The organism is Brevibacillus sp. WF146 (assembly GCF_001673705.2).
Classification (GTDB): Bacteria; Bacillota; Bacilli; order Brevibacillales; family Brevibacillaceae; genus Brevibacillus; species Brevibacillus thermoruber.
Window position 1 is genome coordinate 3,943,942 of sequence record NZ_CP109943.1, and the last position, 12,530, is coordinate 3,956,471.

Sequence of the window (12,530 nt, forward strand, 5' to 3'; positions counted from 1 at the left end):
CCGTGGGACAGCCGTTTTTATCGAACAAAAACATTTTATTTGCATAAAAACGCTTTCAAACGCATAAAAAGCCAGACGATTCCTTGTGTCCCCCTTTTATTCGTGGTATTCTAGACATTACAATTTTGAACTTTCCGAATTGTCTACAGGGAGGTGGAGGGTCAGGCCATCTGACCGAGACCATGCTACACAACAGACAGAGAAAAACGATTGAGCAGTTTCAAGGCTACCATGCGATCGAACACGACAGCTGCGGCATCATCTGTATCATCGAGAAGTCGGGAACGCCGACGCGGACCAACGTGCAGGAAACGATCCGCTCGCTGATCCAGATGGAACACCGCTCAGGCTTTATCGACGGGGAAGGGGACGGCTGTGGCATTCTGACGGACATCCCCCGCGCGCTCTGGTCGGCCTATCTGCACCAGGCCGGGCTGGACGGCGACGTGGCCCGTGATCCGCGCTTTGCCGTCGCCCACATCTTCGTGCCGCGCACGGGCCACGACCCGCAGGCCGTCCAGGAAGCGATTCGCGGGCTGTTCGCCGCGCACGGCGTGGAGATCCTGCTGGAGCGGGAAAACGCCGTCAACCCGGCGGTGCTCGGCAAAAACGGCAGGCGGGACGAACCCGTCTTCTGGCAGCTGGCCGTCTTCGCGCCGGAAGGCTTGAGCCAAGCCGCGTATGCCAGCCGCCTGTTCGAGCTGCACATCGCCATCGAATCGGCCCACAACGTGCACGTCGCTTCGCTCAGCCCGGTTACCAGCGCGTACAAGGTAATGGGCGCCGCCAACATTCTGCCTCAGTACTTTCACGACCTGGCCGACGAACGCTTTGTCTCGTCCGTCACCATCGGTCACAACCGCTATTCCACCAATACCTTGTCCAACTTCTTCCGCGTTCAGCCGTTTTCCCTCTTGGGCCACAACGGCGAGATCAACACGATCAGCAAGCTGGAAGAAGAAGCGCAGATGCTCGGCGTGCCTTTGGTCGACGGCGGCAGCGACTCGCAAAACGTCAACCGCACGATCGAGACCTTCATTCACCGGTACGGCCTGAGCCTGTTCGAGGCGATGGAAGTGGTGTTCCCGCCGATCCATCACGAGATGAAAAACCTGCCGGATGACCTGCAGGACTTGTACACGTACCTGCGCCAGGCCTGGGGCCACTTCGCCCAGGGACCGGCCGGGATCGTTTCGCGGTACGGCAGCGAGTGCGTGTTCAGCGTCGACGCCCTGGGGCTGAGACCGCTGTGGATGGTGGAAAGCGCCACGTCCTATTATTTCTCCTCCGAGCAGGGGATCATTCCGGTTCATCAAATGGCGAGTGAACCGAAATCCCTGGCGCCCGGGGAGAAGGTGGGCGTCATCCTGCACGAGGGGCGCGAGGTGGAAGTGATCCCGCACCACAAGCTGCAGGAGATCGTCCGCGACCGCTTCGCGGAAAAGGTGGAGGCGGCCGGTGCCCGTCAGCACCTGCACTTTGCCTATGAGACCAACGCGCTCGTCGCCGAACCGGACACGCCGGCTCCGACCTCTTCCGTCTACAGCGCGTTCGGCTGGGACCGCGAGCAGATTCAGCTCGTGGAGCAGATGTCCGCCAACGGCGCCGAACCGATCCGTTCGCTCGGCCACGACGGGCCGCTGGCGGCACTGTCCAAGGAGCGGCAAAACCTGGCCGACTACATCAAGGAAAGCGTGGCCGTCGTCACCAACCCGGCGATTGACCGCGACCGGGAGATGGAGCATTTCTCCACGCGCGTCGTGATCGGGACCCGCGTACCGCTGTCCGGCAAATCCTCGGACGGCCTGCGCCTGGAGCTGCCCTCGCCGCTGCTCTTCGAAGGGCAGTCGCTCCAGGAGACGGCGCAGCAGCAGGGCACGCTGTCGCTGGAACAGGTGATTCACTACTTCAACAACCATCCGTCCAGCATCGCGATCCTCTCGACCCACTTCGAGCGGGAAAGCGGACTCGCAAGCGGGCTGAAACGGCTGCAGGAATCGGCCGTGCAGGCGGTGCAAAACGGAGCCGTGCTGCTCGTGCTGGACGACACGGAGACGCATCAGAACGGCCGGTACTGGATCGATCCGCTGCTCGCCGTGACCGCTGTCGACCAAGGCTTGAAAGCGGCGTTTGACGCCGACGGCACCAGCCTGCGCCGCCGGGCCGGCATCATCCTCCGCTCCGGCGCCGTCCGTTCGCTGCACGACCTGGCCTTGTCGCTCGGTTCCGGAGCGGACGCGGTCTCGCCGTACCTGATGTTTGCCACCGCCTTTGCCAAAGAGGGAGCGGCATCGGCCGCCAATCTCTACGTCGCGCTGAACAAGGGGCTGGAGAAAGTGATCTCCACCATCGGCATCCACGAACTGCGCGGCTACGGCCGGCTGTTCTCCTCCATCGGGCTGCACAAGGACGTGGCGGAGGCGCTCTCCATCGTCAACTTCTGCGGTTCCGATCGGGCCGGCCTCTCCTTTGCCGATCTGGAGGCGGACAGCGTCAAACGGCACGAGGATTACGCCAGTGCGACGGCGCGGGAAGCCAAGACGTTCCACATTTTCCCCCGCCTGTGGAAACTGATCGGGCAGGTGGCCGCCGGCGAGATTCCGTACGCCGACTACGCGTTGAAGCTGGAAGAAAACGAACGGGACAACCCGATTGCGATTCGTCACGTGGCCGACTTTGCCTATGACCGGACCGAGCGGCAGGTGGATCCGGCACAGGTGGACATCAGCGTAGGCGAGCACTCGCTGCCGTTTTTGATCTCCTCCATGTCGTTCGGCTCGCAGAACGAAACGGCCTTCCGCGCCTTCGCCGAAGCCGCCGACCAGCTCAACATGATCTGCATGAACGGCGAAGGCGGCGAAATCAAAGACATGCTCGGCCGCTACCGCAAAACGCGCGGCATCCAGGTGGCGTCGGGACGCTTCGGCATCAACGTGGAACTGGCCAACGCGGCGAATATCCTGGAAATCAAGATCGGCCAGGGGGCGAAACCGGGCGAAGGGGGACACCTGCCCGGCTCCAAGGTAACGGCGAAAATCGCCGCCGCCCGGAACGCCACGATCGGCTCCGACCTGATCTCGCCGTCCAACAACCACGACATCTACTCCATCGAAGATCTGGCGCAGATGATCACGGAGCTGAAGACGGCCAACCACGAAGCCAAGGTGTGCGTCAAGGTGCCGGTCGTGCCCAACATCGGGACCATCGCCGTCGGCATCGCCAAGGCAGGCGCCGACTTCATCACCCTCTCCGGCTTTGACGGAGGAACGGGGGCGGCCCGCGTCCACGCCCTGCAGCACGTGGGGCTGCCGGCCGAGATCGGCGTCAAAGCCGCCCACAATGCCTTGCTCGAAGCAGGGCTTCGCCACAAGGTGGAACTGTGGGCCGACGGCGGCGTGAAAAGCGCAGCGGACGTCGTCAAGCTGATGCTGCTCGGCGCCAATCGCGTCGGCTTCGGCACCCTGGCCATGATCGCCGTCGGCTGCACCACCTGCCGCGGCTGTCACCTGGACACCTGCCACGTGGGCATCGCCACCCAGATCGACTCGCTGGAAGAGGCCCACGAAAAAGGGCTGCGCCGCTTTGTGCCGCGCCAGTTCGACCTGGCCGTCAACGGGCTGAAAACCTTCTTTACCCTGTTTGGCGAGGAAGTGCGCCGCATCACCGCTGCGCTCGGCTTCAGCCGCACGCAGGATCTGGTCGGCCGCTCCGACCTCCTGGTCCAAACCCGCCTGCTGGAGCGAATCGACCTGTCGGCGCTGCTGGCTGTCCATCCGCTGTACACGCCGGAGACAGCCGCCGTACAGGCGAAAGAAGCGGAGGAGCGCGTGCTGGTCACCGCCGGCGCTGCCGCCGCATCGGAGAACCGCTACTTCAGCCCGGATCGTCCCATCCGGGAGACGTTTGCCGGCATTCTGTCCAGTGAACGCGTGCTGGGCAGCCGCTGGTCCGGCGCACGGGTGAAAGATTACCTGGACGGCAGCTACGCTTCTCTGCCGGAAGTGTCGCTCCACTTCACCGGCGGCAGCGTGCCGGGCAATGGTCTGGCCGCCTACAACGCACAGGGCGTTACCATTCGCGTGGAAGGCGGCGCCCAGGACGGCGTCGGCAAAACCAGCTTTGGCGGCCGCGTCTCCATCCTCAAGCACAAGGGGGTGAACGGCGCGTACATCAACGGCTCCGTCGGCAAGAGCTTCTGCTACGGGGCACAAAAAGGCTTGTTCATCGTGCAGGGCAACGCTGATTCCCGCGCCTGCATCCGCCTCTCCGGGGCAGACGTCGTGTTCGGCGGCGAAATTACCGAGCCAATTCGCGACGAGCTGGGCGGCATCGGGGCACGGGCCAACCTGAAAGGCTTTGCCTTTGAGTACATGACCAACGGGCGCGCCGTCGTGCTGGGCGATCCCGGTCCGTGGATCTGCGCGGGCATGACCGGCGGTGTCGTCTACGTCCGCCTCCAGCCAGAGATGGGCTTTGACCGGGCAGCCCTGGAGCGCCGGATCGCCAAGGGGGCGAAGGTGTTCCTCTACCATCTGGACGAAAAAGGCGTAAGCGATGTGCGCGAGCTGCTCTCCGCCTACAAGGAAGAACTGCTTGCCACCGAGCAGTACGAGACGGCGGGCCGCATCCAAAAGCTGATCGACGATCCGGCCTCCCACTTCCTGATGATTTCGCCGAAAAAAGAGCAGGCCGATCCGTCTGTCTCCACCGAGTGACGCTCCCCGACGAATCAGCAGCCTGCCGGACGAGACCGACGTCCTGCAACCACTCGCACTCTTCCCACTCCGGGAAGAGTGCTTTTTTTGCCACATATAAGCATTCGCTGATATTGTCAATGTTGGTCAAAGACTGTACAATAAATAGTGAAACCGTCACCTGTGATGATCGTACAAATACGTGTAGGGCAAACTAGGTTGTGTTGTTCCAAACAGGCATGATTATAGATGAGGAGTGAGAGCGAATGATTTTGTTTCACCCCATGGACTTTCTGATTTTCATCGCGTTCGGCCTGTCGCTGTGGGCCCAGTTTCGCGTCAAGGGAACGTTCAACCGCTACGCCGATGTTCCCGCGTCTTCCGGCCTGACCGGTGCGGAGGCAGCCCGCCGCATGCTGGATGCCAACGGCCTGACGCACGTTCCGGTTGAACACATCCCCGGTACGCTGACCGACCACTACGATCCGATTTCCCGCACGGTCCGTCTGTCCGATCCGGTCTACTTCGGCAATTCCATCTCGGCTATTTCCGTCGCCTGCCACGAGGTAGGGCACGCCGTGCAGCACAAGGTCTCCTACCCGATGCTGGTGGCTCGCCACCGCATCTTCCCGGTCGTCAACTTCGCGTCGGGGATCGCACCGCTGCTGTTGCTGGCCGGCTTCTTCTTCCACGCGGCCAATCTGCTGCTTTTGGGGATCGTCTTCTTCTCCGCAGCGGTCGCCTTCCAACTGATCACGCTGCCGGTCGAGTTCAACGCAAGCAGCCGCGCCAAAGACATGATGGTCAAAATGGGCTTCATCCGCAACACGGAAGAACGGGGCGTCAACAAGGTGCTGGGTGCCGCCGCGCTCACCTATGTGGCCGCCGCGCTGATCTCCGTGCTCGAACTGGCCAAATACGTGATGATCTTCAGCAGCTCCAACGAAGACTGATGAGAATTGCAGCGCATGCACTGACAGGTACAGCCTCCCGGTTTCGGGAGACTGTACCTTTTTCATTAAATCCGCTACGATAGGAGAGAAGGCATGTATGTACATAGGAATAATCGGTTTGGGCAGCATGGGGCAGATGTTGGTGAAAGGCTTTTGCAAAAGCGGCGTCGTCACCCCCGGCGAACTCGTCGTCTTCAACCGGACGCGGGAAAAAGCGGAGCGTCTGCGGCGGGAATACCCGTTTGCGATTGCATCGACCGCTCAAGAGGTGTGCCAACGGGCGGACATCGTGTTCATCTGCACGAAACCGCTTGATGTGCTGCCGCTGCTGAAAACGCTCGACCTCCCCGCGGAGATGCACCTCGTCTCCGTCGCGGCCGGTGTCACCTTGGCCGACCTGGAGGCGGTCCACGCGGGGCCCGTCAGCAAAGTGATTCCGACGGTAACCTCGCAGGAACTGCGCGGCGTCTCCCTGTACGCCTGCGGACGCTGCGTGACGCCTGCGCTGCGGGCGGATCTGCTCCGTTTGCTGACCGCGCTGGGGAATGCGGAGGAGGTCTCGGAGGAGAGCATCGAGACGGCCACCATTCTGACCAGCAGCGCTCCCGGTCTCTTTGCCGGCATCCTCGACGCGTTTGCCCGGGCTGCGGTGCGGCAGTCCCCGGAACTGGAACTGGATACGGCACGCCGGATGCTGGCGGAGACGCTCATGGGCACTGCGCTGCTGCTGGAAAACGAGCGGCTCGATTTTCACCGGTTGATCGAACGGGTCGCCACCAAAGGGGGCATCACCGAAGAAGGGCTGCGCGTGCTGGACCGCACGCTCCCGGCCGCGTTTGACGACCTGTTTGCTGTGACGAAAGCCAAACACGCCCTGCTGAAAGAACGGCTGCAGCAGTTTTCCCGCAACGAGAAAGGAGACAGATGAGATGAAAATCGGATGGATCGGGCTGGGCAATATGGGCATTCCGATGGCCGGCAATCTGTTGGCCGCCGGATATGAGGTGAAGGTGTGGAACCGCACGCCAAACAAGGCGGAGCCGCTGCTCGCGCGGGGAGCCGCCCTGGCCGGCTCGTTGGCCGAACTGGCGGCGGAATGCGATATCGTGTTTACGATGGTAAGCGATGACGAGGCGGTCAAGGCGGTCTACACCGGACCGGAGGGTCTGCTCGCTTCCGGTGCGCGCGGCACACTGGCCGTGGACATGAGCACGGTCTCTCCGGAGACGTCCCGCTTTGTGGCGGAACAGTGCCGGCAGGCGGGCTTCCGCTTCCTGGACGCGCCGGTCTCCGGCAGTGTCGGCCCGGCCAAAGAAGGCAAGCTGGTAATCATGGTCGGCGGCGACGAGAGCGACTTTGCCCAAGTCAAACCGCTACTGGACAAGCTGGGCAAGCTGGCGCTTCACCTCGGCCCCAACGGCGCCGGCACGTCGGCCAAGCTGGCCATCAACCTGCTGTTGGGCATCACCGTGCAGGGAGCGGCCGAAACCCTGCTGTTCGCCCGCAGCATGGGCATCCCGACCGAGCAGATGCTGACCATCATCGCGGAGAGCGCGGTCGGCACGCCGCTGATCCGCGGCAAGGAAGCGTCCATTCTCGCCGACGACTACCCGGCCGCGTTTGCCCTCAAGCACATGGCCAAAGACCTGCGCCTCGCCCGGGAAGAAGGCGTCTCCACGCCGCTGGCCGAATCGGTGGCCGCCTGCTACCGCGCCGCGCTGGAGGACGGCCTGGGCGATCTGGACGTGATGGCGATTCTGCGTTTTCTGGACCGGAAGTAGAGCCGGTCCATTTTTTATTTTGCACAGGCAGAGACAGCAGTGGGTGGAGAACAGAACGTGCTGTTTGCTACAATCATGGTAGGATGGTATCACGAGAAAGGAGGAGTGGGACGCTGTGAGATTCCCTTCAAGAGTAGATCGTTGGCTGGCCGTTGTGATCTGGGGGACCATGCTGCTGGTGATTCTGGAAGGGGTCCAATCCTTGTTTACAGGAACCTTGGGAACAAACGAAAGAATCGCCCTGTTTTTCGTTCACTTCGTTTTGCCTTGTTTCCTCCTCTGGCTGGTTACGTCGGTCTGCTACATCATCGAAAACGATGCCTTGATCATCCAATACGGACCGTTCAAGAAAATCATCCCGCTCGACAGCATCAACAGGGTGAGAAAAACTTCAAACCCGCTTGCCAGTCCGGCCTTGTCGCTGAAAAGGCTTGAAATTGTATACAATCATCAAAAAACGGTGCTGATTTCACCAAAAGACCGGGAAGCGTTTATGCGTTTGCTGCAAAAGCGCTGTCCGCATGCGGTCATGGAATGGTAAACAAACGGGACAGGGAAATGAAACCGCCCCTTCCAATCGAGTAGGAGGGGGCGACTAACCCCCGTCCTCTCACACCACCGTACATACCGTCCGGTATACGGCGGTTCATCAAGCTTGACGAAGTGCGAAATATCGCTGCACCAAACTCATGAGCCCTTGTTGTTGCCAGTAGGTAATACCAAGGGCTTTGTGAATGTGCGGAGATTTGGTTGTTCGCCATGCACCCTTGCGGGTATTTGCAATCTCCAGTGCTTTGCTGTGGGGAAGACCGAGGGAACGAAGTTCGCGGTATCGCGTACGGATTCGTTTCCATTGCGTCCACAGGCAGAGACGGAGCCTTCGGCGAATCCATTCCTCAATCCGCAGGAGGTGGGTTTTCGCCTCAGCCAACGCAAAATATCCGATCCATCCCATGAGGTATTGGTTGAGTTTTTGAATTCGCTCCTGTATAGGGATGCTCCAATGCGGGTTGGTCAGTTGGCGAATTCGTTCTTTTAACCGGATGATCGATTTGGGATGCAGGCGTATCCGTGCCTCTTTTCCCGGAGCAAAGCTAAAGCCGAGGAACTTTCGATTGCACGGCCGATCTACCGCACTTTTCTGTTGGTTTATCTTGAGTTTGAGCACCCTGGTCAAGTATCGCTCCACGCTCGCCTTTACCCGTTCCCCCGCGCGTTTGGTGCGGACATAGATGTTGCAGTCGTCCGCATAGCGGCAGAAACGGTGTCCCCTCCTTTCCAGTTCCTTGTCCAAGTCGTCCAGCAGAATGTTGGCCAACAACGGACTCAGGGGGCCACCTTGCGGTGTACCCTCTTCCGTTGAGACGCACACTCCGTTGACCATAACTCCGGATTGCAGGTAAGCGCGGATTAGTTTAAGGAGACGCTTGTCCTTCACCTTGCGGGCTACCCGGCTCATCAGGATGTCATGGTTGACCCGGTCGAAGAACTTCTCCAGGTCGATGTCGACCACATACCGGAATCCTTCCTTGATGTACTGTTGCGCTCTCTGCACAGCATTGTGAGCGCGGCGACCCGGGCGGAATCCGAGGCTTGAATCGGAGAATTCTGGGTCAAAGATGGGAGTCAATACCTGCAGGATGGCCTGCTGGATGAAGCGATCTACCACGGTAGGGATGCCTAGCAACCGTATTCCCCCGTCAGGTTTCGGGATTTCGACCCTGCGAACAGGAGTCGGTTTGTAGGTTTCCGTCTCGATTTGCGACCGGATGGTCGCCCAGTGCAGGCGAAGGTAGTCGCGCAGTTGTTCAGTTGAAACACCGTCGACTCCCGCAGCGCCTTTGTTGGCTTCCACTCGTTTGAGGGCGGCCGTGAGGTTGTCCCGAGACAGAACCTTCTCCAGCAGATCCATAACGATACTCCTTCCTCCGCGCACATGTCGCCAAGCTTGCCGTACGATGCTCAGCCCTTCTCTGTACCCTCGGGGCTTCACCCCTACTCTCCAGAGGAAGTTCCAGTTCTGAATTCTGCTTCGACACACCGTATCGAAAGAGGTTGGGACATATGCTGACTTGATGTTCGGCCCTTCCCCCTCAGGCGTCCCCGATTGGGGTACTATGGCCTCTGCTGACTTCTGCATGTTCAACGCCCCCTCACGGAGGCGGTTGCCAACGATAGTAGGCGTACCATGCAGACCTCCCCGGGTAAGAGCGGTAGCCTTCGTCCCATGTACCTGCCCAATTTACTGTTGTACCCTTTGGCTGTATGGGGCTTCACCTTGTGCGGCAGGCTCGCCCAAGTACAACAGCCTCAAATCGGGTTCGTGTACCTCAGGTCGGGACTTTGCCGCCGGCTTCCTTCAGATTCCGCCTCGCGGCGGACACCCTTGCCTTAGGCTAACGGTTGGTACAGCCAACCCCCGTTCGGGACTTTCACCCTATAGCTACCGCCCATGCCGGGCGCACCGCAGCAGCCCCCTCCGGTACACCCGGAGGGGGCTTTTTCTGTGCCTTCCTTACACTCTCCGCAAACGCAATGCCAGCAGCGCGGCGATTCCGGTCAGCGCGGCGGCGAGGAAATAAGCCCAGCGCGGCCCCAGCCATTCGGCTGCCGCTCCCATCGCCAGCACCGAGCAGCCGAAGACCAGCGCATCCATGGTTCCCTTGGCGGACAGCACGACGGGCAGGTCCGCCTCGCCGGCCGCCTGCTGCAGCATGGTTTGTTTGGCGATCGCCTGGAGCTGAAACACCGGCCCCAGCGCAAACGAGAAAACGAGAGCTGCAACCGGACTGCCGCTTGCACCAAACAGCAGGGTGACGAGACCACTGGCTCCCGTTCCGACCGTCACCCAGCGCGGCAGGTTGTCCCGCAGGCGGGAGGCGAGTGCCAGCATGACGGCGCCGCCCGCAATCGAGCCAAGCATGTAGGCCGCGTTGAGATAGCCCCACCACGCTTCCCCTTTCTTCAGAACTTGGGTCACAAACGGCAGCATGATAGCGGCAACCCAGACCGCTCCCGCCCATCCTTCCAGCACGTCAATCGCCACGAGCAAACGGAGCCGCCTGTTTCGGCCGATGGCCCGCCAGCCGGCCAGCAAGCCCTTGTCATCCTCGCGCCGTTCCGTCCCGGAGACGGGATGGACGAAAATCAGCGCCACAGTGGCCAACAGATACGCGGCCGACGTTCCCCAGAGTACGGCAGCGTGCCCCAGCCAGGCAACCAGCAGGCCCCCCGCCGCCCATCCGGCAAACTGGACGGACTGGTCCGTCGCGGCCAACAAGCCGTTGGCCCGAAGCAGGCGCTCCCGCTCCACCAGTCGGGGCACCAGGGCGTTGCGCGCCGGAGCGGCCCAGCCATCCAGAAACGCGATGGCAAACACTAGGACGAGTACGGACAGGACCGCCTGCGCGTGCGCTCCGCTGCCGGCCACGAGCCGTGTGGCCAGGAACAGCAGGAGCGTCTTCGCCCCCTGCGACATGATCAGGACGGCCAGCAACGGCATGCGCTGAAACACCAGCGGGGCCAGAAAACCGCTCACCGCCTGGGCGGCGACAAACAGCACCGGCACCATCGCGGTGAAGACGGCGGAATCCGTCGCGGCATACACGGCGGAGATCACCGCCACGACATAAAAAACATCCCCCAGATTGGCCAGCGACTGCCCCATCCAGAGGAAGCAAAAAGGCTTGTTCAGCATGATACGATCCTCCTGTCGGCTTCAGGGCCAACCGTGTCCCTGAAGATGCGTTATTCGGTTGTACACGCGCAAACCGACAAAAGGATCACAAGGGAGGAACGCTCCTTTCCATGGACGTGGTTACGAATTTCTTATGTCTCCGTTTCCCGCAAGGGCTTTTTTCGGAAGAAGCTGAAGAACACCCAGCCGGCATTGATGAACAGCAGGGCGCTGGTCATCAGGAACACCCCGTTGATGCTGACGAAACCGGCCAGGAAGCCGCCGATCATCGGCCCCAACATGCTGCCCATGCTGACAAAGCTGTTGTTGTACCCGTACACGCGGCTGATCATGTGACTGGGCGTGAGACGGCGCAGCAGGGCGTTGACAGAGGGGAGCAGGCCGCCGAGCGACAAGCCGAGCAAAAACCGCAGCACCGCCAACTGGGTAACATTTGCCGCCAGGGCCTGCGGAACGAACAATGTGGCCGCGAACAGCAGGCTGCCGAACAAGACCCGGTGGGAGCCGTACCGGTCTCCCAACCGTCCCAAGAGCGGCGCCGCCAGCACGTTGGCGATGCCGGTGGACGCCTGGACCACGCCCGCCCAGAAGGCGACGTTTCCCTGCTGATGCAAAAGCTGCGAAATGTAAATCGGCAGCACCGGCACGATGCTGAACAGGGCAAACTGGATCATCACCGTCACGAAGAAGACCGCCGGCAGCTCCCTGGAGGTGAAAATCTTGCGAAAATCATCCGACAGACTGGAGCGTTCCCTGGCCTTCGGGGGCACAAACGCTTCCTTTACGGTAAACGTAATCACCAGCGTCGCCAACAGGACCAGGCTGCCGGTCACGACAAAGATCATGCGGAACCCGATCCGATCGGCCAACACCCCGCCGATCAGCGGTCCCATAATGGAGCCCGCGGTCACGAACGACTGCAGCAGCCCCAATGCCCACCCCGCTTTTTCCCTGGGCGCGTTGGAGGCGACCAGGGCCGTGCTGGCCGGGATGATGCCTCCCACCGTTCCGTTCAAGAGGCGCAGGGCCAAAAGCTGCCACAAGCTCCCGGCAAAACCGGTCGCCGCGATGATGACGGACATGAAGTAACCGGAGCGCAAGATCATGATTTTGCGGCCGTACTTGTCAGCCAGATTGCCCCAGATCGGGGACACCAGACTGGCGGTCAAAAAGTTGGCGCCAAAAATGACTCCTGCCCATGCGGTCACTTCATGCGGGTCTTCCACCCCAAAATCCTGCTGGATATACAGAGGCAAAAACGGCATGACCATGCTCATCGCCATCATGACGACAAACAGCGCCCCGCACAGTACATACAAGTTGCGTCTCCACGTTTCCACGGGAGCCCTCCTCCTTTCCGGTGCGAGGAAACGCGTCGGCCTCGTCGTCTCCTCCGCGGCCCCAC

General features: G+C 61.1%; 8 protein-coding genes. 5 read left to right on the forward strand and 3 right to left on the reverse strand.

Annotation, left to right across the window (positions count from 1 at the left end):
• The first annotated feature begins 182 nt into the window (after positions 1–182).
• From A6764_RS19510 to A6764_RS19530, 5 genes are all read left to right on the forward strand, one after another.
• Positions 183–4,715 carry a glutamate synthase-related protein gene (locus A6764_RS19510; protein ID WP_065067796.1) on the forward strand — a complete coding sequence of 1,511 codons (4,533 nt, stop codon included), beginning with the start codon at positions 183–185 and terminating at the stop codon, positions 4,713–4,715.
• Between the two features lie 248 nt (positions 4,716–4,963).
• Positions 4,964–5,647, forward strand: a complete 684-nt coding sequence (locus A6764_RS19515) for a zinc metallopeptidase (protein WP_065067797.1) — start codon at positions 4,964–4,966, stop codon at positions 5,645–5,647.
• Positions 5,648–5,744: 97 nt separating this feature from the next.
• Positions 5,745–6,575: an NAD(P)-binding domain-containing protein gene (locus A6764_RS19520; protein WP_065067795.1), complete on the forward strand. Its 831-nt coding sequence runs from the start codon at positions 5,745–5,747 to the stop codon at positions 6,573–6,575.
• A gap of 1 nt (position 6,576) precedes the next feature.
• Entirely contained in the window at positions 6,577–7,428 is an 852-nt protein-coding gene (locus A6764_RS19525) for an NAD(P)-dependent oxidoreductase (protein WP_029100608.1), read from the forward strand.
• Positions 7,429–7,543: 115 nt separating this feature from the next.
• Positions 7,544–7,969 (forward strand): PH domain-containing protein, encoded by a 426-nt coding sequence (locus A6764_RS19530; protein ID WP_141669746.1) that lies wholly within the window; start codon positions 7,544–7,546, stop codon positions 7,967–7,969.
• Positions 7,970–8,077: 108 nt separating this feature from the next.
• Here A6764_RS19530 and ltrA read toward each other — a convergent pair whose 3' ends face one another.
• From ltrA to A6764_RS19545, 3 genes are all read right to left on the reverse strand, one after another.
• The gene (gene ltrA / locus A6764_RS19535) at positions 8,078–9,340 is read right to left on the reverse strand and encodes a group II intron reverse transcriptase/maturase (RefSeq protein WP_065068426.1); all 1,263 of its coding nucleotides are present in this window, start codon (positions 9,338–9,340) and stop codon (positions 8,078–8,080) included.
• Positions 9,341–9,943: 603 nt separating this feature from the next.
• Positions 9,944–11,125 (reverse strand): MFS transporter, encoded by a 1,182-nt coding sequence (locus A6764_RS19540; RefSeq protein WP_264622339.1) that lies wholly within the window; start codon positions 11,123–11,125, stop codon positions 9,944–9,946.
• A gap of 131 nt (positions 11,126–11,256) precedes the next feature.
• On the reverse strand, positions 11,257–12,465 hold the full coding sequence (locus tag A6764_RS19545) for an MFS transporter (protein ID WP_035298521.1): 1,209 nt from the start codon (positions 12,463–12,465) through the stop codon (positions 11,257–11,259).
• Positions 12,466–12,530: the final 65 nt, after the last annotated feature.